A 21,144-nucleotide genomic window follows, 5' to 3' on the forward strand; every position below is an offset into this window, starting at 1 on the left:
GGCGCTCGGGCCATCGCGCGACGCTCAACCCGGTGTCCGTCTTGAATCAAGCTTCGCCCTCCACTGCTTTGCCCGACGCAGCCCTTGCGCTGCGGCCCTCGGCGTGTCCGGGGCTGCTGCGCATCGTTGCCGCGCTCGATGGTGGGATCTGCCGGATCAAATTGCCCGGCGGCGAGCTGAGCGCGGCGCAAGCTGCGGTGATCGCCGACGTCAGTGACCGGCATGCGGCTGGCGTGGTCGAGTTGACCAATCGCGCGAATCTGCAGGTGCGTGGCGTGCGAAGCGGGCATGAAGCGGCGTTGATCGCGGCGCTGGTTGACGCGGGTCTTGGGCCGGTTCGGGCAACCGGCGCGGTGGATGCTTCCAGCTTGCCGCTCGCGGCCTCGGCGGATACTTCAGATGCATCTCGGTTCAGCGCTGCGGACGCTTCAAATACGCGATCGACAACCGCACAACAAGCCCCCGGCTCAATTTTAGCAAGCGCTGCGGACGATGTGCGCAATCTGATGGTGAGCCCGACTGCCGGGCGCGATCCATTTGCGCTGTTCGACACGCGGCCGCTCAGCGTCGAACTGCTCACCTTGCTGCAAACCGAACCGCGTTTCGCGGCGCTGTCACCCAAGTTCGCGCTACTGCTCGACGGTGGTGAGCGCCTTGCGAGGCTCGATCATCCGCATGATGTCTGGCTGGCGGCGACGCAAGCTGAAGACGGTGTGCGATTTGTGTTTGGTTTGGCGGGTTGTCCGCCTGGGGTGGCGAACGCGGATGCGGATGCTGAGGTTGAGGTTGAGGTTGAGGTTGAGGTTGAGGTTGACGCGGATGCCGATGCCGATGCCGATGCGTTCCAGCTTGCCGAATACGCCGACCCGCGTGGCTCTACGGAGTGTCCCCGCACGGATAGCGCTGGCGCGCTCGCAGCCGTGCTGCCTGCGCAGGTCACAGGTCTTGTCCGCGCGCTGCTGCATACGTTCCTCGATCTGGCCGCTGCCGACGCCACGCGCATGCGTCATCTGCTTGCCACGCACTCCGTCGACACGCTATTGCAGCACGCTCAAAAGTATGTCGATTTTCCGTTGTCACGCGACACGTCGCTCGCAAACTGGCAACGCGCCACACCTGCCGATGCCACGCTGCGACTCGGCGCGCGTGCTCAGCGAGTCGTAGGCATGCTGCACGTAGGCGGCCAACCGCCGCTCGGACGCCTCGACGCCGCCACCTTGCGCGGCCTCGCCACGCTCTCGCAACGGCGAGGCAACGGCACGTTGCGCATGACGCCCTGGCAAAGCGTATTGCTGCCCGATATCGCTGCCGATGCCGCGCCCGCTGTGCTCACTGAAATGCACGCGCTAGGCCTCGCCTGCGATCCCGCGCAGCCAATTACGCACTTGATCGCCTGCGCCGGTTCCACAGGCTGCGCAAAAAGCCTCGCCGATACCAAAGCCGATGCGCTGCGTTTAGCGGATCGCCTGCACGACGGCGTCGATGTCCATCTGAGCGGCTGTCCGCGCTCATGCGCCGCCGCACATTGCGCGCCATACACGCTGCTGGCCGCGGCGCCCGGCCTCTACGACCTTTATCGACGCGACGGCCAGCCGGGTTTCGGCTCGTGCGTCGCGCACCAACTCACGATCGAACAGGCCGCCGACATGCTCGACCCATTGGCACACCTGGCCCGGAGACCCTTAGATGCTTGATTACATTCGCGACGGTCAGGAGATCTATCGCCAATCCTTCGCGACGATACGCGCGGAGGCCGATCTCTCGCGCATCCCCGCCGACCTCGAGAAACTCGCGGTGCGCGTGATCCACGCCTGCGGCATGGTCGACGTCATTGAAGAGCTTCAGTTTTCCGAAGGCGCAGGCGCGGCAGGCCGCACGGCGCTGGCACAAGGCGCGCCGATTCTGTGCGACGCCGGCATGGTGGCGCAGGGCATCACGCGCGCACGATTGCCCGCGAACAACGAAGTGATCTGCACACTCACGCATCAGGACGTGCCCGCGCTCGCGCGCGAACTCGGCAATACGCGCTCGGCCGCGGCGCTCGAATTGTGGCGGCCGCATCTGGCCGGCAGCATCGTCGTGATCGGCAATGCGCCGACCGCGCTTTTTCATCTGCTCGATATGCTCGATGACGGTGCGCCGAAACCCGCGCTGATCCTCGGGTTTCCGGTCGGTTTCGTCGGTGCGGCCGAATCGAAAGCAATGCTTGCTGAAGACAGCCGCGGCGTGCCCTTCGTCGTGGTTCACGGTCGGCGCGGCGGCAGCGCGATGGCCGCCGCTGCTGTGAACGCGCTGGCGACGGAGGTCGAGTAAATGAGCGTGCAAGGACGTTTATTCGGACTGGGCGTCGGCCCCGGCGACCCGGAGCTCATCACACTGAAAGCCCTGCGTGTGCTAAAAGCCGCACCCGTGGTGGCGTATTTCGTCGCGAAGGGTAAAAAGGGCAACGCCTTCAGCATCATCGAGGCGCATCTGCACGACGCTCAACAGCATCTGCCGCTCGTTTATCCCGTCACGACCGAAGCGCTCGAGCCGCCGCTTTCGTATGAGGTGATCATTGCCGACTTCTATGACACCGCTGCGGAGATCGTTGCCGGTCACCTCGACGCTGGCCGCGACGTCGCGGTGATTTGCGAAGGCGATCCATTTTTCTACGGCTCGTATATGTATTTGCACGACCGCCTCGCGGCGCGTTTCGAGGCCGAAGTCGTGCCCGGCGTGTGTTCGATGCTCGGCGGTGCGGCGGTGCTCGGTTCGCCGCTGGTGTATCGCAATCAGAGTTTGTCGGTGCTCTCCGGCGTCTTGCCTGAAGACGAATTGCGCCGGCGCCTCGCCGATGCCGACGCTGCCGTCATCATGAAACTCGGCCGCAATTTCGATAAGGTGCGGCGCGTGCTTGGTGAGCTTGGGCTCGCGCATCGCGCGCTATACGTCGAACGCGCGACGATGGGCAATCAGCGCATTGTGCCGCTCGCCGAAGTCGATCCGATGGCGTCGCCGTATTTTTCGCTGCTCGTGGTGCCGGGGGAAAAATGGCAAGGTTGACGCCACCCGCGATTGTAATTCTCGGTCCGGGCGCGCTGGCGACCGCGCGGCGTATTCAGACGCGGTATGCGGGTTGCCAGGTGCATGCCTTGCAGGGGCGAGTCGAGGCTGACGTCTCATACACGGAGCTCGGCGCGCATCTGTGTGATCTCTATGCCCGCGGCACGCCGATCGTGGCGCTGTGCGCAGCCGGGATCGTGATTCGCTGCGTTGCACCGTTGTTGTCGAACAAAGGCGTCGAGCCGCCGGTGCTGGCCGTTGCAGAAGATGGCAGCGCGGTCGTGCCGTTGCTCGGCGGACTTGCCGGTGTCAACGTGATGGCGCGTGAGATTGCAGCTGCGTTGGCTGTGTCACCAGCCATTACGACGAGTGGCGAACTTCGCTTCGGCACGTGCGTGCTTAACCCGCCTGATGGCTATGCGCTTGCCGATATAGCGCAAGGCAAGCGCTTCGTGTCGGATCTGCTGGCGGGTGAAAGCACGCGAATCGAAGGTGAAGCGCCGTGGCTCGATGCGGCGCAACTGCCGCGCTCTGATTCGGCACGCCTGGCGATTCGTGTGACGCCACGTGCGTGGGATGGGCGTGATGATGAGTTGGTGATCCATCCTCGGAGCGTGGTGGCGGCGGTGACTGTGCCGGGTGCGCGTGTCGGTGCTGGTGCTGGTGCTAGTGGAAGTGGAAGTGCCAGCGCAGGTGCTGGCTCGCCCTCTGCTACGAACGCGGACCACGGCGCAAATTCCAGCTCAGATTCCCAGACGGGTTCAGGCGCGCGAGTCGCTGCACTTGTGCGCGAGGCGTTGGACGCGCACGGTCTTGCGCCGCTTTCGCTCGCGGCATTGCTGGCTCCTTCTGAACACATGGCGGACCCGGCGCTGGCCGATGCCGCGGCGAGCCTGAACGTGCCGCTACGTTTTGCTCAGCCGCGCCCGGAAGATGGCGAGCCGCCGAGCAATTTGCTGCATGCCGCGCTGCGCGTCCCTTATCAAACACTGCATGACGACGCGAACGCAAGGGTTGCGCTCGCGTTGGCTGCGTTGGCAATCGACCCGGACACGATTGGCCGTACACGGGGCCGCTTGACGGTGATCGGCCTCGGTCCCGGCAGCGCCGACCTGATGGTGCCGGCCGCTCGAACAGCGCTGAACGAAGCCACCGATATTCTCGGCTACGAAACCTACGTGAAAATGGCCGGCCCCTTGCGCGCCGATCAACACGTACATGGCACCGACAATCGCGAAGAGATGCAGCGCGCGCACCATGCGTTCGAACTCGCTAGCACAGGACGTTCCGTCGTGATGGTGTCGTCGGGTGATCCTGGCGTGTTTGCGATGGCGGCTGCGGTACTTGAAGCGCTGGAAGAAGGCGGTTCGAAGAACGCAGACTGGCGCGCGGTCCAACTCGCCATTGTGCCGGGGGTGTCCGCCGCCATGGCGACCGCAGCGCAAGCCGGCGCGCCCTTGGGTCACGACTTCTGCATGCTGTCGTTATCCGACAATCTGAAACCGTGGACGATCATCGAGAAGCGCCTCCGGCATGCCGCCGAAGCGGATCTGGTGATGGCGTTTTATAACCCGATCTCCCGCGCACGACCTTGGCAGTTAGATAAAGCACTGGACATCGTGCGGGAATATCGCGCGGCGGCAACGAAAGTTGTGCTTGGTCGCGATATCGGCAGACCCGGCAGCACACTGCGGACGATCACGCTCGGCGAACTGCGTTCGTCAGATGTGGATATGCGGACGATGGTGATCGTCGGGTCGTCGACGACGCGGGGGTTTGCTAATGGCATCGATGGGGGGGAATGGGTTTATACGCCACGTTGGTATGAGTAAGCACTCTGCTTACCCCACCCAATTTCGATGCAACAGTATTTTCAGCAAACGCGACCCGCTTTGTCGGTTTGCGGGAAGATCGGGCACGGTGCGTTATTTTCGCCCCATCTCCCTCGCTACCGCCTGCATTTGCACCCCATCCGCCCGCGCAAGGTCCTCAAGAATCGTGAAGTGGTTGCACCCGGCGAGCGGCACGAACTCTACCTGCTCACCCGCTTGCCGGCACGCCGCCACGTATTCCTCTGAATGCCGAACCAGCTCCGGCAACTCGGCCATGCCGACGCTGACAGTCATCGGCACACCTTTGCCGATATGCCGAATCGGGCTATAAGCACTGATCTCTGCCTGCGTCAGTTGCAGCTTCTCATTGAGCCACGATATCGCAATCGGCTCCAGGTCCACCAATGCGCTGATCGGCATGGCGTGCACGACCGACTCATGCGTGCGGTAAAGCGCACTCAACTGCCCACCCGCGGAATGCCCCGCAAGGCAAACGGGACCGCGCGTCCCGAGTCCATCGCGATCGGCCGCCAGCGCCGCCAGCAGCGCATCGATTTCACCGACGATCTGCGTCATCGACGCCTCCGGCGCCAACGTATATTCGACGAGCACAACATTGAAGCCGCGCCCTAGCGGCCCACTGGCGACGAATGCGAAATCCTCCTTGCTGCGTGACTGCCAGTAGCCGCCGTGTATAAACACGAAAATTGGCGCGTCAGGCCTGCCGCAAGGAAACCAGTCGAAACGTTGCCGGGGACGCGGGCCGTACGCCACATCACGCCGGCACGGCACAGCGACATACAACGCCGCGCTGCGCGCCTGAAAGCCGAGCATGCGCTCGGTGACGTCGGCCACCGCTGCCACGTTGTCGTAGGCCGCACGCAGCGCCGCTTGTTCCATGCCGCGATAGTGTTGAGTCATGATGTCCCCGAGTCATTCACCGAAATCAAAACGTCGTACGCCCCCTACGCCGCCACCTTCAAATCCTCAACTGCCCGCTGCCTGACACCCAGATCGTCCCACAGCTCTGGGTGGCACGTGAACACCAGAATCTGGTGCCGCGTAGCCGCATCGATCAACGCGCGCTTGATCGCGTCGCGCCGTGCCGCATCGGTATGCACAGCGGCATCGTCGAGCATCAGCAAAGTCGGGCGGCCCGACGCCTTCAACAGATCCGCATACGCCAGCCGCGTCAAGATGCCAAGTTGCTCCCGCGTGCCGAAGCTCAACGCATCGAGCGTATCCGCACGACCGTAACGATCCAGCGTCGCGGGACTCAGATCGTCGCCGAGCGCAATCGTCGACTGCGGGAAAATGCGCTTCAGGTAGTGCCCGAGCCGTTCGGTCAACGGCGCACGCAGTTGCGCCACGGCCGCATCGCGTTCGTCGACTAGCACCTCGTCGAGCAGACTCAAAGCACTCGCACGCAAGCCGAGTTCGTCCTTGCGACGCGTGGCCTGTTCGACCGACGCCTTCACCGTCGCAAGACGCTCCCCTAGCCCGGACGCGCCAACCGTCTCCAGTTGACTGCGCAACTCAGCGATCCGCACTTGTCGTGCGTGCTGTTCGCTACGCGCCAGATCCGCCGACGCACGATAGCGTTTCGCTTCAGCCGCCGGATCGTCAAGACGCGCCGCTTCCAGTTCGCGCTCGCGTCCTTCCAGTTGCCTCTTCAGCGCCTCGACCTGCACACGCTGCTCAACAATTTTCGTTTGCCATTGCGCACGGTTGCGGCAAAACGCTTCATCGCTCAGTTGGGTTTCCTTTCGCTGCAGTTGGCCCGCGAGCGATTCGGCCGTTGCCGTCGCGGTGGATTTGTTTTCCGCTGCCTGTGTCAGCACTTTTCTGGCGGCTTCCAATGCATCACGCGCGATGTCGGCATGTCGGCGGGCCTCGTCGAGCGGTGGCGCCGCAGACACATCGGGCAATAGAGCCAGCCTCTCATTCGATGTTTGCAGCCGTGCAGCGGCTGAAGCCAACGCTGCACGCAACGCGTCGATGCCTTGTGGCGCATGCACCTCAAGAATCTTCGCCTGGCTTTTCTGCTGAGCGACCAGCGCCTTCCACTGCTCAAGCCTCGCCTCCGCCTCGCCCAGCGATGCCACACCCAGCGCCTGCAACACCTGCGCATGCCGGGCTTCGAGCGACGCCAGCTCAGACAACTGCGCGGGCAGATCCGACACGCCCGGAATCACCCGCAATTCGCCGAGTTCACCCAGACCGATCCGCTTCTCCTCGTCGAGCCGCAGCACGCCCTCGCCGCTTACCTTCGCATCGCCGACGGTAATCGCGCCACTCAACCGGTATTCGATACGCGTCATCGCCGCTTCAGTACGCGCGCGCAGCACGATCAGTTCCGCATCGAGCGATTGGAGCCGCTTCAATTGCGCCGCGTCGATCTCGACCGCCGCTGCTGCGCGGGTCGCCTCCAGCACGGCCTCGTTTGCCTGGCTGGCGGCTGCAATGGCCGCTTCAAGCCGCTCGCCCTCGGTGCGGTGCAGAGCGATCTGACTGCGCAAATCGCCCGCGGTTACCGCGGCATTGGCCAGCTCGTGGGTGCGGCTGGCGTCGGCATACGCCTGTTCGAATTTCGCCACGCTCGCCTGAGCCTGCGCATGCTCTTGCTGAACCGCCGACACGTTGGCTCGCGCGGCATCGAGTTGCTGCCGCTCGCGCGCAACGGCCGCCTCCAGTTCGGTTGCAGCCTGTTCCCGCTGCACCGACAGCGCCAGTTCCGCATCGCTCAATTTCAGCGACTGCGCCAGCCCCTGAAGACTGCGCTCGAGTTCCGCCGCGGCATCGGCGCGTTGTTGCGCCTGCACGGCCCTCTGCTCGTGAAGCTCCCAAGGGCGCTTGCGTTGCGCGTCCTCGAAGGTTTCCTGCTGCGTAGCAAGGCGCCCGATATTCTCGTCGAACTGCTGGCGCTGCTGCTCCAGATCGTCGCGTTCGACAATCAGCGCCGCCAAAGCCTGTTCGGCCTCAGCCAACGGCCCAGTGGACTTCTGCGTGCGCGCCGTGAGCAACTGCCGAAGCTCGCGCTGCACCGCCGCGATCAGCGCATCCTCACCCGCCGATTCATGGCCGCCCGAGAGTTGCGACAGCGCATCGCGCAGATACTGCGCCGCGTGCCCGGTGGAATCGCGTACCTCCTGCGTGCCGCCTTGTTGCACCCACAACAACCCGGGAACGCCCGCGTTTTCCGCCTTGAGCGGGCCACGCGCAGCACGCGAAAAACCGAGCAACGCGGCGAGCTTGTCTTCTGCTTCGTCCTCGCCGAACACCGTCTGACCGATCTTCAACTCGCAGCGCTGCCGGGTGACGAACTGCTTCGACAGCCTGCACGCTGTGCCGTCCATATCGAACGTCACTTCAACCGATGGTTGCCCGCTCGCCTTGCCCCAGGGCAGCAGGTCCTTCAGATGCGAAGCCTTGTAGCGCTCGAGGAATACCGCTCGCACCGCTTCGGCGATCGTGCTCTTGCCGGCCTCGTTCGGGCCGGTGAACAGATTGAGCCCGGGCTGCAGATCGTCGATAACGAGCCGGCCGGTGAACTGCTTGAACTCCTGAATCGCGATACTTTCCAGCTTCATGCAGACCTCGCTTCACGCGGCAGTTCACGTTGAAAACGCGCCAGAAGCAACAACGCTTCCGCCGCGCGCTTGACCTGTTGCGGGTCGGACTGCGGGTCCTCCTGCAAGCCTCGCAGACGCGCCACCACCTTCGCGAGGTAGCCGCTTTGCGCGCCGAGTTCGGCGAGGTCGTCGGCGGTGGGCAGCACCTGCAGGCCACTCAGATCGACGCGTAGCGCACGCACCCGCGCGCGGGTCTCTTCCACCGCGACGTGGATCGCTTCGGCTTCGGCCAATGCGGTCGTGCCGCTTACCGTGACCCGCAGCACGTCGTGACTGCGTAACGCGCCGAGGCGCAGCTTGAGCGAATCCACATCGGTCGGCACCGAGATCGTCTCTTCCCAACGATGCCATTGATATTTACCGACGCGCACCGCTTCGACGGCCGGCACGGCGCCTGGCTCGGTCAGCGTGACGTCGAGCATGAAGCCCGGATCGTTGGCGCGGAAACGATCCTGCTCGTGCGTGCCGGCATACCAGGTGCGTTCGTCGACGCGAAAATGGCCGTGCCAGTCGCCGAGCGCGAGATAGTCCAGACGCGCGCTCGCGGCACGCGTCGGAGCGATCGGATTCGACGAATCAATGCCCTCCTGCAGAATCCCGCTCACGCTGCCATGCGCGAGCCCGATGCGGTGATAGCCGGGCGGCGTCTCTGTTGTGTCGAAGAAGCCAGTCGTGTCGTCGTAGGTGATACGTTGAGTGAGCGGCGCGCAGAGCAACGCGCACTGGCAGGCGTCGAGCGTCACCACGCCGGGTTCGAGCACCACCCGCACGTTCGGCGCGACGCAGTTCAGGCGCTGCGCACGGGTCCACACACTCTCGACCAGCGCGGCATCGTGATTGCCTGGCAGCATGATCCACGGCCCGGAGAACGCTTGCAGCGCGCCGAACAAACGGCGGATCACCGTGTCCGAGACGGTCTGCAGGTCGAATACGTCGCCGGCGACCAGCACGGCGTCGACCTTGCGCGCCGCCGCTTCCTCAGCGATCCGGCGCACGGTTTCGAAGCGCGCCTCCGCGAGGTGCGCGGCTTCGTCCGGCTCGAACTGGCCGAATTGTGTGCCTATCTGCCAGTCCGCGGTGTGCAGAAACCTGATCACTTTGCCTCCATTCCGTTCAATTGCATCGTCACTCAATGTTCATTCAGCGCTCGTTCGGCGCTCATCAGGCAGCCCATCAGCGCCCGCGCGAGGTTCGCTCAGCACGCTTCCAGCGCTAGCTCAAGCCACTCGCCCGGCGAGCGCCTCGCAGTCTAACCGCAGATGTTACCGCGCCTACGGGTCAAAGAATGCCCCAAGCCGGTGCCGCACGACCCGAACAGCGGCGCTACACTCGCGTTTCTGGACGAACACGCCAGTCGCGCCGCACCATTCCAATCGAATTGAACCCCGCTGCCCTGCTGCCGATGAACAAAGAGACCGAACTGAAGAAGGCCAAGCGCACGCCGTTACTGCTGCTGGCGGCCGCCGCTTGCGTTTTCCTCGTGACCGCCTTCATGCCGCGTGGCCTCTGGGTGGACGGCATCAAAGCGGTGGCCGAAGCCGCCATGGTCGGCGCGCTCGCCGACTGGTTCGCCGTGGTCGCGCTGTTTCGCCGTGTGCCGATTCCAATCGTCTCCGCGCACACGGCGATTATTCCGAAGAACAAACACAAGATTGCCGACAACCTCGCGGTATTCGTGCAGGACAAGTTTCTGGACGTGCCGTCGCTGGTCGGATTGATCCAGAAACACGACCCGGCGCAAAGCGTCACCGGCTGGTTGACGAAACCGGCCAATACTGCGCGGCTGGGCGACTACGTGGTCAAACTGACGGGCGGCATTCTCGAACTGACCGACGACGTACGCATCCAGGTCTTCATCAAGGACGCGTTGCGCGACGTGCTGGCCAAAGTCGATCTATCGCAATCCATGGGCACGATTCTCGACACGCTCACCAAAGACGGCCGTCATCAGGAACTGCTCGACGCCGGCATCGAACAGGTCGTGGCGCTACTGCGCGAACCGCAGGCGCGCGAGTTTATCGCTGAGCGCATCGTCGAGTGGGTGAAGAGCGAATATCCAAAGATGGAGATGATCCTGCCGTCGGTGTGGCTCGGCGAAAAAGGCGCCGAAGCGATCGCCAACGCGGTGAACCGGATGCTCGAGCAGATCAGCGAGAACCCCACGCATCAGCTTCGCCAGAAATTCGATGACGCGGCGCAAAAGCTGATCGTCAAACTCAAGAGTGATCCGGCATTCCTGCAGAAAGGCGAGGAACTAAAGCGTTATCTGGTGGAAGGCGAAGCACTCAGCACGTATGTGAAAGACATGTGGGGCGAATTGCGCGCATGGCTCAAGCGCGATCTGCAAAGCAGCGAGTCGGCCCTGCACGCCAGAGTGATGGCGATGGGTCAATGGGTCGGCCGCGAACTGGCGCACGACCCGGCGCTGCGTCAGTCACTGAACGACCACCTGGAAGAAGCGGCGCGCGCCATGGCGCCCGACTTCGCCCAGTTCCTCACGCGCCACATCAGCGATACAGTGAAGAACTGGGACGCCCATGAAATGTCACGGCAAATCGAGCTGAACATCGGCAAGGATCTGCAGTACATCCGTATCAACGGAACGATTGTGGGCGGCTTTATCGGTTTGCTGCTGTATGCGAGTTCGCAGCTGTTCGAACTGTTGCGTTTGCACATGGGCTAAGGGATGCGGCCGCCACGCGTCAAAGCGCCTACAATCCAGGCATATGAATTGCTCAGGCGCTTTACCTGACTGCCGCCCTCTGCGCGCGCCCTCAGTAACAGTGGCAGCGCCACAACATCGAAATGTGTGCTCATGAAAATATCATTACCGCCGCATGGCCGGCCGAACCGCGTCTACCCGCCAGGCACGCCCAGTCTGCATGGTTTGGCGTCGATCATTACCGGCGTGGTGGTGGTGTGCGCACTGTACTTCGGCCGCGCGGTGTTGATCCCGATCACGCTCTCCGTGCTGCTCAGCTTTTTGCTCGCACCGCTGGTGCAGGCGTTGCGGCGCTTGCACATGGGTCAGCTGCCGTCGATCTTCATCGCCGTGCTGTTCGCCCTCGCCACCTTGCTGGCGGTCGGCGGTCTGATCGGGGCCCAACTGGTGCAACTGGCGGGCGATCTGCCGCAGTATCAGGTGGCGATCGAGCAAAAGATCGAGACGGTGCAGGAGAAAACCGTCGGCCGGGCCGATTCGCTGATGAGCCGCGCCGCCGCCACGCTGCAACGCGTCGCGCCGAGCAAGCCGAGCCCGCCGCGCCTCACCGGACGCGCGGCGCGCAATGCGCCCCCGGTGCCGACCCCGGTCGAAGTGCACGAGCCGTCGCTCACGCCGATGCAACTCGCGCAACGCGCGCTGTCACCGGCGATTGCGCCGATCGAAACCACCTTCATCGTGCTGGTCGTCACGATCTTCATCCTGCTGCAACGCGAAGATCTGCGCGACCGTTTGATCAGTCTGTTCGGCTCGCGCGATCTGCACCGCACCACCACGGCGATCAACGACGCCGCCGGGCGGCTGAGCCGCTATTTCGTCGCGCAATTGGGCGTGAACCTCAGCGCGGGCGGGATCATCGCCATCGGTCTGGCGATCATCGGCGTGCCGGGGGCACTGCTGTTCGGCGTAATTGCTGCCTTGCTGCGCTTCGTGCCGTACATCGGCATCTGGATCGCCGCGATTCTTGCCGTCTTTCTCGCTGCCGCCATTCAGCCGCAATGGACCATGGCGGTCTATACGCTGATCCTGTTCATCGTCGTCGATCTGGTGGCGGGGCAAATCGCAGAGCCGCTGCTGTACGGTCATCGCTCCGGACTGTCACCGCTGGCGGTCGTGGTGGCGGCGATCTTCTGGAGCTGGCTGTGGGGGCCGATCGGCCTTGTCTTGTCCACGCCGCTCACGCTGTGCGTCGTCACGCTGGGCCGCTACGCCGATCGCCTGAACTTTCTCACGGTGCTGCTGGGCGACCAGCCCGCACTGACACCCGCGCAGACCTTCTATCAGCGGCTTCTGGCAGACGATCCGCACGAAGCCATCGTGCAGGCCGAGCGCCTGCTGCGGGAGATGTCACTGATCGATTACTACGACAATGTCGCGCTGGAGGGTCTCAAGCTCGCGCGTAACGATGCGATGCGCGGCGTGTTGATGCCCGAGCAGCTGGCGCGGATCAATGACGCACTGGTCGATATCGTCGAAAACCTGGAAATCGCCGACGGACTGCCGGACCGCCTGTCGCGCACGGAACCGGCCGACTCGGCTGGGGCGATATTGGCTTCAGCATCGGCCGACCTTTCGGAACGGCACGACAGCCCCATTTCGGATCGCCTGCAGTCGCGCCATGAAAGCCAAAGGACGTCGGTGCTGTGCGTACCCGGACGCGGCGCATTCGACGAAGTCACCACCGCGATCGCCGTGCAATTGCTTGGCCGCCAGGGACTCGCGCCGATGATGGCCACGCACTCGGGTTATCGCAGCGCGCATGCCGACGAACCGAGCTTCAAGGACGCGCCGATCATCTGCATCATCTCGCTCGACGCGCCGGATTCGCCGCCGTATCTGCGCAATATGCTGCGGCGTACGCGCGAATGGCGGCCAAGGGCGACGCTGGTGGTCGGCATTGGCGGCGCGCCGGAAGGCGGCCCGGAGATGGGCTCGACCGGCGCTTCGCATGCGGCGCCGACGTTCCGCGCGATGATCGAGGAATGCCTCGTGGCCGGGAGCGTGCAGTACACGCGCCAGCCTTCGCATGCGGCCGGGGCGGATTGAGGTCGTCTGCACGGTCCCTGCATGATTGAAGTGATGCGCCGGTGCGATGTACCCAAAATGAGGACAGCCACGCGCCACCCCTCCTTCATACTTCACTTATCGATTCGCACCGCCTCCAGAGCGCACTCAAGCGCCGGCGGGCAATCCATCGGCCTCGAAGATCCAGGAGACACGCATGAGCCGCAGCTTCAAACCCTATCCGTTCACGCCTCGTCACTATGCGGGCGTGGTGCCGCCGCTGGTCGACGGGCGTGACCCCGTGCGGCGCGCCGTTGCGATTGTCGGCGGCGGTCCGGTCGGCATGACGCTGGCGCTCGCGCTGGCCCGCCAGGGCGTGCGCTCAGTGCTGATCGAAGCCGACGACGGTGTCTGCACCGGCAGCCGCGCGATCTGCATCTCGCGCCGAAGCCTGGAGATTTTCAAACGCCTGGGCGCTGTGGACGGCTTCCTGCAAAAAGGCCTGCCATGGACGGGCGGCCGCAGCTTCTACCGCGATGCCGAGGTGTTCCGCTTCGCCATGCATCAGGACGACGAGCAATCGCTCCCGCCGATGATCAACATCGCGCAGTACCAGATCGAACAGTTGCTGCTTGACGAAGTGGAACAGCATGCCGATCTGATCGACATCCGGTGGCAAACCCGCGTGACCGGTATCGAACAGCAGGCGGACGACGGCACCGCCGGCGCTACGCTCGACCTAAGTACCGGCGACACCCACTGGAAAATGCACGCGGATTGGGTCGTCGCGTGTGATGGCGGCCGCAGCACGATTCGCGAGGCGCTCGGCCTCAAGCTCACCGGCACGACGTACGAAGGCCGTTACGTGATCGTCGATATCGAACTGAAGAGCGAGCGGGCCACCGAGCGTCTCGCCTATTTCGATCCGCCCTCCAATCCTGGCTCGACGGTGCTGGTGCACAAGCAGCCCGACAACGTCTGGCGCATCGACTACCAGCTTCGCGACGATGAAGACCCGGAGGCCGCGGTCCAACCCGAAAACGTGATGCCACGCGTGCAGAGCGTGCTCGACTCGATGGGCGAAACGGGCGAATGGTCGCCGATCTGGATCACCGTCTACAAGGCCAACGCATTGACGCTCGAACGCTACCGCCACGGCTCGGTGCTATTCGCGGGCGATGCCGCGCACCTCGTGCCGATTTTCGGCGTGCGCGGCGCGAATTCCGGCATCGACGACGCCGACAATCTCGGCTGGAAACTCGCTTGCGTGGTCAACGGCATTGCGTCGGACCGCCTGATTGACAGCTACAGCGACGAGCGTGTTTTCGCGGCGCGTGAGAATCTGAGCTACGGGATGAAGAGCACGGAATTCATGGCGCCGCCGTCGTTCGCATTCGACCTGATGCGCAGCGCAGTGCTAGGACTTGCCGAGCGTCATCCCGCCGTGCGGCCGCTGATCAATCCGCGGCAGACGCATGCGATTGCGTATACCCAGTCACCGCTCAATCAGGTCGCGGCTGTTGCATCGGGCGCGTTCGTCAAAGGTCCGGCGCCAGGCACGGTACTGCCGGAGTGCCGCCTTCAACGCATGTGCGACGGCGTAGCGATGGATATCCATCTCACCGATCTGCTTGGACCCTGCTTCACCGTATTTCGCTTCGGCGCGGACGTAACGCAAGACGAAGCATGGCAGCAATTGCACTATGCGCTCGGCGAACACAGCATTCCGTTCAAAGCGATCACGCTGATCCCCAGCGATGCGCCGCGCGCCACCGCCCCGCATGTGGTCGATCCGGCGGGCCGCTTGCACGAGATGCTCGACGCGACACCGGGCACCGTCTACCTGATCAGGCCGGACGGTCATGTGCTCGCGCGCTGGCGCAACGGCAATGCAGCGAACGTGCAAAGCGCCGTGACGGCCAGTCTGACGAATTGACGCAAGAGGAACCCAAACCATGACCGATAGCGAACTCGATCTCGTCTACACGACGCTCTGCAAGACACTGACCGCTGAAGGCAAAGCGCAAGCGCCCTTGTATCTGGCACGCCTTGCGCTGCTATGCATGACGGAACTCGACGACACGCCGCGGGCGTTGTCGTTGATCGAGGCGGCGAAGCTGCCGCAGTCTTCCGCAGTGTCTGCGTAATGCGGCGGGGGTACGGCGCAACGCCGACGAGGTAAGACATAAGGCGACAAAAAACCGCCCCGTTGACAACCCGGGGCGGATTCTTTTCGTACCACCGTTCACTGTCGCGGATACAACCCCAAGGTGCTCGCGTGCAGGCGCGCGAGTCCAAGCAACGCGTCCGTGTACGGCGTCGGCACATCGGTAAGCTGCCCCAGTTCACGCACGGCGGCCACCAGCGCATCGAGTTCGACCGCCTTGCCGGCCTGCACATCCTGCAGCATCGAGGTTTTCATCGCGCCGAGTTTAAGCGTGACCTCGTGGCGATCCGCCGGTGCCTGCTCGATTGGAATACCGAAGCGCGCGCCGATCTCCTTCGCTTCCAGCATGATGCTCGTCACAAAGTTGCGCACCAGTTCGTCGCTGAGAATCCGGTCGGTGGTCGCGCCGGTGATGGCGCTGATCGGATTCATGGTCATGTTGCCCCACAGCTTGTACCAGACATCGCGCTGAATCTGCTCCGACATCGACGCATTGAAACCCGCCGCAGCCAGTGTGGCGGTCAGCGCTTTGACGCGTTCGCCCGCTTGCCCCGACGCCTCGCCGACGATCAGCCCATTGCCCTGATGATGCCTGATGACACCTGGCGATTCGATGAGACAGCTGGCATGCACCACGCAGCCCACCGTCTGTGCGGTCGGAATCGCCGCGGCGATCGCGCCGTCAGGATCGATCGACGTCAGCCGCTTGCCGGCGAAATCGCGGCCGAGTCCGTCACAGAACCACCATGGCACGCCGTTCATCGCTGTCAGCACGGTCGTCTGCGGGTTCAGCAGCGGTGCGATATGCGCCGCCACCGACGCCATGGCCGGGCCCTTGACCGCCACCACGACGAGGTCCTGCACGCCAAGATCCGCCGGCTGTTCGCTCGCCGTCACCGTCACGGTGTGCGTCACGCCGCCTTCGATCAGACGCAAGCCGTGCTGCTGCAACGCACTGAGCGTCGCGCCGCGCGCCACCACGCTCACGTCGTGGCCGGCCTGCGCAAGCTTCACCCCCATCCAGCCACCGATCGCGCCGGCACCGTAGATTCCTACTTTCATCGCTTCAATCCTTGCATTAATTCTCAAGTCAATCTTCGCCTCGATGTTCGCGTCAATCCTTATAGCTCGCGTCGATGCGATCCACGCGGCGCACTAACGCGTCAAACACATCCTGTCCCGCACCGTGACGCGGATCGAACTGCAACGCGTCGCGTGTGCAGCGAATCGCCACTTCTTCCGGCACCGGCCGCGCACGGCCCATCGAGAACGTCGCCATCTGGATTTCGCACGCGCGGTTCAGCGTCCACAGAATAGCGAAAGTCTGCGGCAACGTATGACCCCATGCAAGCAGGCCATGGTTGCGCAGGATCACCGCCTGTTTGTTGCCGATATGTTCGAGCAGACGCGGCCCTTCTTCCGCATGCACCGTGATGCCTTCAAAGTCGTGATACGCAATGCGGTCATGCAACTGTGCGCTATAGAAGTTGGTTTGCTCCAGGCCATTTTCGAGGCAGGCCACCGCGACGCCTGCCGTGGTGTGCGTGTGCATCACACAGTGCGCATCGGGCAAGCCTTCGTGAATCGCCGCATGCACGACAAAACCTGCGGGATTTACCGGATACGGTGAGTTGTCGAGCACGCGTCCTTGCGCGTCGATCTTCACGAGATTGCTCGCCGTCACTTCACTGTAGTGCAGGCCGAACGGATTGATCAGGAAGTGGCGCTCGCCGCCACTGACGCTCGCCGGTACCCGCAACGTGATGTGGTTGTAGATCATCTCGGTCCAGCCGAGCATATCGAAGATGCGATAGCACGCCGCCAGTTGCACGCGCGCCTGCCATTCGTCGGGATGCATCGCGGCGGACTTCGGTGGGCTCGCCGGTTGCATTTCAAGAGTCGTCATCAGGGTCTCCGTTGTTATCGTTCGCTTGTCGTTCGCTTGTCGTTCGTTATGTCTGGCCGTTGCGGGCAACAGGCGTTATGCGCCCGCCACCACCGCCGCGATCGACGACGCCACATAATCGGCGTTGCGCGCATTCAAGCCGGCGACGCACATACGTCCCGAACGCAGCACATACACGGCGTATTCGCTGCGCAACCGCTCAACCTGGGCTTCGCTCAAACCCGTATAGGTGAACATGCCGCGCTGCGCGACGTAACGTGCGCGCATGACTTCATCGACGCGGCCTGCAAGGCCTTCGTGGATCGTGCCGCGCATGGCGAGAATCCGTTCGCGCATGGAGGCGAGCTCCGCTTCCCATGACGCACGCAAGGACGTGTCCATCAGCACATTGGCGACGACGCGTGCGCCGTGCGTCGGCGGATTGCTGTAATTGGCGCGCACCGTCGACATCAATTGACCGAGCACGCGAGCCGCCTCTTCCTTGCTCTTGCATACCACGCTCAATGCGCCGCAACGCTCGCCGTACAGCGAGAAATTCTTCGAAAACGAATTGGCGGCGATCAACGGCACACCCGCATCGGCGAGCAGGCGCACGCAGGCGGCGTCCTCCTCGAGACCTGCGCCGAAACCTTGATAGGCCATGTCGACAAACGCAATCAGTTTGCGGCGCTGCAATACCGGCACCAGTTCCGCCCATTGCGCCGGGCTCAGGTCGACGCCGGTCGGGTTGTGGCAGCACGCGTGGAGCAGCACGATGCTCTGTTCCGGCAAGCGGCCGATCGTGTCGATCATGTCGGCGAAACGCAGACCACCGGTCTGTTCGTCGTAGTAGGGATAGGTGTTGACCGTGAGGCCCGCGCCTTCGAACACCACGCGATGGTTTTCCCAGCTCGGATCGCTGATCCAGATCTGTGAGGCCGGGAAATAGCGCTTCAGAAAATCCGCGCCGACTTTCAGTGCACCTGAGCCGCCTATGGTTTGCAACGTCGCGATGCGGCCCGCTGCACGCGCTTCGCTGTCCGCGCCGAATACCAGCGCCTGGGCTGCGTCGCGGTAAAGCGGCAGGCCCGCCATTGGCAGGTAGGAGCGCGGGCCGATCGAACCGAGCAGCGCGGTTTCGGCTTGCCGCACCGCGTCCATCACCGGTAGCTTGCCGGCGTCGTCGAAATAGATGCCGATACTCAGGTTGACCTTGTTGGGCCGCGGATCGAGTTGAAAATCCTCGTTCAGGCTCAGAATCGGGTCGCCCGGATAGGCGGGAATGTGGTCGAACATGGCAATTCCTTGAGTGGAGCCCCGCGTGTGGCCTGGCTGTGGCCTGCGTATACCCTGGATGCCGCCCTGGATGTGGACTGTTGCAGCCGGAGTTGCAGCCTGGCCTTAGCCGCGTGGGCGAGACGAAAGTCTAAGCGGGTTTCCAGCTTCGCGTCGACCAGGACAAGTCTCGGCCAATGGCTCGCTGCATACAATCAATCGATTTTTCACGATTAGTAAGTTTTTCTTTAGAATCGCCTGATGCCACTCACACGCGTCACCATCCGTCAGTTCGAAGCGTTTCTCGCCATCGTCGATTTGCACAGCATCGGAGCGGCGGCGGAACGGCTCGGGCTGACCTCGTCGGCGGTCAGCCAGTTGCTGGCCGAACTGGAAACGGAACTGGGCTTTCGCCTCTTCGACCGTACGACGCGGCGCGTCAATCTGTCGAGCGCGGGGCAGGATTTTCTGTCCTCGGCCGAATCGGTGCTGCGCTATGTGCGCGCCGCCGCCCAATCCGCCGACGACATCCGCAATCGCGCAGCCGGCATCGTGCGCGTCGGCGCGCCGCTGGTGCTCGCGGCGACCGCGCTGCCGGCGGCCATCGCCGAGTATGCGCGCGACAAACCGAAAGTGGTCGTGCGCATTTGCGACACCGTGGTCGAACAGCTGGTGGAGCGCGTGGAAAGTGGCGACGTGGATCTGGCGATCGGCCCGGATCGCCAGAGCGGCACGCGGGTGCGGTGCGATCCGGCCTTCGCGAGCCCGTGGGTGATGTGGTGCGCCCCGACCCATCCGTTGAACGCACGGCGCCGGGTGCAGTGGCAGCATTTGCGCGACGTGCCGATTGTTGCCACCGGACGCGATCACGAGCGCGCAGTCGAACAGATGCTGGCTAATCTGCCGGTCGAGGCGCGCATCATTCCGGTGGACGTGGTCGACAACGTCACGACGGCGTTCGGCCTCGCTTCACAGGGGCTTGCCGTGACACTCGCGCCCGCCTACGTCGCGCCGCTCGCGCGAACCTTCGGTCTGGTGATGAAGCGGATCGTCGATCCGGAGACCATCCGCGAGGTCTGCGTGTATCGCTCGACTGAACGCGCGCTGTCACCGCCCGCGGACGGTTTCGCGGAATTCATCATGCCATGGCTGAAGCGCTGGGATCGTGAGACGCAGGCCGATGCGCGGGCGAAGCGCGGGTGATTGCCGGGGTGAGTTCAATTGCGCTTCGGCGGGTCGACTCTTCTTCGGCTGCCCATCATCTGCGTCATAGCCAACCTACGGCCACAACGTCGGCACACCGGATCAGGACCGCTCAGGCAGCAGACATAGCGCGAACAACTGGCGCTGGCTGGAGATCCCCAGCCGCGCGTAAGCGCGCTTCTGATACGTAATCACGCTGGTAGCCTTGATGCCCATTTGCTCGGCAATCTCGGCGGCGTTCGCGCCTTCGAGCGTGCCGCGCAGCACGTCGATCTCGCGCGGCGTCAGCGCTGGGCAGGCGCGTCTGACGCGTGCCAGCATCGCGGCTGCCGTGCCTTGCTGATGCTGCCCTTTGAGGGCGTAATGGCTTTTTGCGGCATGCGCAAACAGATGCGCCACGCTTTCCACATGCTCGAGTTCACCTGGCTGAAACACGCCGTAGGCGCTGTCACGATACAGATTGATCGACAGCCAGACACGCTCCATGGGTTGCAGGAGCAACGATAGCCGGTCGGACACGTTGGGTTGCGCGTAGCACGCGGCGCGATAGGCTTCGTTTTCGATTTCTTCGCTTTGCTGCTGATGCAGCACTAACGCTTCGTGCGACTGCCTGGCTTGCGGGCGGCCGACGATGGCGCGGTTACCGTCGAGCGCATAAAAGTGCGTAGCGTAGCGGTCGGCGACATCACGCAGAAACCGGCCGCCGCGATGGTCGGCGGCGGAGACGGTGCGCGGCCTCGCGTCGAATTCGTAGGCAAAGATCGTGCACTGCGAAACGGGAAGCGCGTCGCCAACGGTTTTCAGAATGCTTGCAGCAAGCGCGTCCGGGTCGGCATGTGAAATCGACATGACGAGGTCGGTAACACGCGCCGTGTTGATGTGCCCGCTGCGGGGCGGTGTCGAGATGCGCCAGGAACGCATGATAAAGGCGAGTCGCAGTGCGTGGGTTTCGGTCTGGCAAGCGTAGCACACTGGCCCATTGCACCTGCTGCTGCGCGGTGCTGACGGCGGCGCAGTTTGCCTGGCGCCCCCAGAGCTCACACGAACCCTGCTGCGGACGAAAAGAACTACAGCGCCCCCAATTTGACCGCTAGGAAATCGACCAACAGCCGCGTCCTCTGCGGCAACCGCCGCGTTTTCGCCCACATCGCATGCAACGGCAAGGGTGTCAACTGGTAATCCGACAGCAAAACCTCAACCCGTCCTGCCTCGACCCAATCCTGAATCTGCCAGAAGGCCGCCACCCCGATCCCCATCCCGCCCAGCACACCGGCGTTCACGGCAGCCACCTGATTGCTGTCAAAGCGCCCTGCCACGTTCACCGCAATCTCGTTGCCGTCGGAAGACGTCAACACCCACCGCCCAGGATGGGGCACTCC

At 63.6% G+C, this 21,144-nt stretch carries 17 protein-coding genes; 9 read left to right on the plus strand and 8 right to left on the minus strand.

All coding sequences use genetic code 11. From position 1 onward, the window contains the following. Positions 1-32: 32 nt before the first annotated feature. Genes GNZ12_RS15115 through cobJ form a run of 4 tightly spaced genes read left to right on the plus strand, consistent with a single transcriptional unit; the run spans position 33 to position 4,877 of the window. Entirely contained in the window at positions 33-1,694 is a 1,662-nt protein-coding gene (locus GNZ12_RS15115) for an oxidoreductase (protein WP_328806012.1), read from the plus strand. After that, positions 1,687-2,313 (plus strand): precorrin-8X methylmutase, encoded by a 627-nt coding sequence (locus GNZ12_RS15120; protein WP_172311084.1) that lies wholly within the window; start codon positions 1,687-1,689, stop codon positions 2,311-2,313. Before GNZ12_RS15115 ends, GNZ12_RS15120 begins: the two co-directional genes overlap by 8 nt. Then, the gene (locus GNZ12_RS15125) at positions 2,314-3,045 is read left to right on the plus strand and encodes a precorrin-2 C(20)-methyltransferase (RefSeq protein WP_172311085.1); all 732 of its coding nucleotides are present in this window, start codon (positions 2,314-2,316) and stop codon (positions 3,043-3,045) included. It abuts the gene before it with no gap. Beyond that, entirely contained in the window at positions 3,033-4,877 is a 1,845-nt protein-coding gene (cobJ, locus tag GNZ12_RS15130; RefSeq protein ID WP_172311086.1) for a precorrin-3B C(17)-methyltransferase, read from the plus strand. The genes GNZ12_RS15125 and cobJ overlap by 13 nt, the downstream gene beginning before the upstream one ends. Before the next feature lie 93 nt (positions 4,878-4,970). Here cobJ and GNZ12_RS15135 read toward each other — a convergent pair whose 3' ends face one another. Genes GNZ12_RS15135 through GNZ12_RS15145 form a run of 3 tightly spaced genes read right to left on the minus strand, consistent with a single transcriptional unit; the run spans position 4,971 to position 9,606 of the window. After that, positions 4,971-5,798: an alpha/beta hydrolase gene (locus tag GNZ12_RS15135; RefSeq protein WP_172311087.1), complete on the minus strand. Its 828-nt coding sequence runs from the start codon at positions 5,796-5,798 to the stop codon at positions 4,971-4,973. A gap of 44 nt (positions 5,799-5,842) precedes the next feature. Then, a complete protein-coding gene (locus GNZ12_RS15140; RefSeq protein WP_172311088.1) occupies positions 5,843-8,467 on the minus strand; it encodes an AAA family ATPase in 2,625 nt (874 codons plus the stop codon). Continuing rightward, on the minus strand, positions 8,464-9,606 hold the full coding sequence (locus GNZ12_RS15145) for a metallophosphoesterase family protein (RefSeq protein ID WP_172311089.1): 1,143 nt from the start codon (positions 9,604-9,606) through the stop codon (positions 8,464-8,466). Before GNZ12_RS15145 ends, GNZ12_RS15140 begins: the two co-directional genes overlap by 4 nt. 305 nt (positions 9,607-9,911) lie before the next feature. Between GNZ12_RS15145 and GNZ12_RS15150 the strand changes: the two genes are divergently transcribed. The 4 genes from GNZ12_RS15150 (at position 9,912) to GNZ12_RS15165 (ending at position 15,382) form a co-directional block, all read left to right on the plus strand. Next, on the plus strand, positions 9,912-11,192 hold the full coding sequence (locus tag GNZ12_RS15150) for a DUF445 domain-containing protein (RefSeq protein ID WP_172311090.1): 1,281 nt from the start codon (positions 9,912-9,914) through the stop codon (positions 11,190-11,192). Between the two features lie 132 nt (positions 11,193-11,324). Next, entirely contained in the window at positions 11,325-13,277 is a 1,953-nt protein-coding gene (locus GNZ12_RS15155; RefSeq protein ID WP_172311091.1) for an AI-2E family transporter, read from the plus strand. A 175-nt stretch (positions 13,278-13,452) separates the two neighbouring features. After that, positions 13,453-15,171, plus strand: a complete 1,719-nt coding sequence (locus GNZ12_RS15160; RefSeq protein ID WP_172311092.1) for an FAD-dependent oxidoreductase — start codon at positions 13,453-13,455, stop codon at positions 15,169-15,171. 19 nt (positions 15,172-15,190) lie between these two features. Beyond that, on the plus strand, positions 15,191-15,382 hold the full coding sequence (locus GNZ12_RS15165) for a hypothetical protein (protein ID WP_172311093.1): 192 nt from the start codon (positions 15,191-15,193) through the stop codon (positions 15,380-15,382). Positions 15,383-15,480: 98 nt separating this feature from the next. Here GNZ12_RS15165 and GNZ12_RS15170 read toward each other — a convergent pair whose 3' ends face one another. From GNZ12_RS15170 to GNZ12_RS15180, 3 genes are all read right to left on the minus strand, one after another. After that, positions 15,481-16,464, minus strand: coding sequence for a 2-dehydropantoate 2-reductase (locus GNZ12_RS15170; protein WP_172311094.1), 984 nt, complete (start codon positions 16,462-16,464; stop codon positions 15,481-15,483). Between the two features lie 52 nt (positions 16,465-16,516). Continuing rightward, positions 16,517-17,308, minus strand: a complete 792-nt coding sequence (locus GNZ12_RS15175; protein ID WP_172311095.1) for a class II aldolase/adducin family protein — start codon at positions 17,306-17,308, stop codon at positions 16,517-16,519. 75 nt (positions 17,309-17,383) lie between these two features. Continuing rightward, a complete protein-coding gene (locus GNZ12_RS15180; RefSeq protein WP_172311096.1) occupies positions 17,384-18,583 on the minus strand; it encodes an amino acid aminotransferase in 1,200 nt (399 codons plus the stop codon). Positions 18,584-18,823: 240 nt separating this feature from the next. On the opposite strand from GNZ12_RS15180, the gene GNZ12_RS15185 reads away from it, so the two are divergent. After that, a complete protein-coding gene (locus GNZ12_RS15185) occupies positions 18,824-19,765 on the plus strand; it encodes a LysR family transcriptional regulator (protein WP_172311097.1) in 942 nt (313 codons plus the stop codon). A 102-nt stretch (positions 19,766-19,867) separates the two neighbouring features. Here GNZ12_RS15185 and GNZ12_RS15190 read toward each other — a convergent pair whose 3' ends face one another. Together GNZ12_RS15190 and GNZ12_RS15195 are read right to left on the minus strand one after the other, a co-directional pair. Then, positions 19,868-20,686, minus strand: coding sequence for a helix-turn-helix transcriptional regulator (locus GNZ12_RS15190; protein WP_172311098.1), 819 nt, complete (start codon positions 20,684-20,686; stop codon positions 19,868-19,870). A 146-nt stretch (positions 20,687-20,832) separates the two neighbouring features. After that, the coding region (locus GNZ12_RS15195) for a LysR substrate-binding domain-containing protein (RefSeq protein ID WP_235993743.1) at positions 20,833-21,144 on the minus strand (312 nt) is incomplete at its 5' end.

Source organism: Paraburkholderia solitsugae (assembly GCF_013177695.1).
Lineage (GTDB): Bacteria > Pseudomonadota > Gammaproteobacteria > Burkholderiales > Burkholderiaceae > Paraburkholderia > Paraburkholderia solitsugae.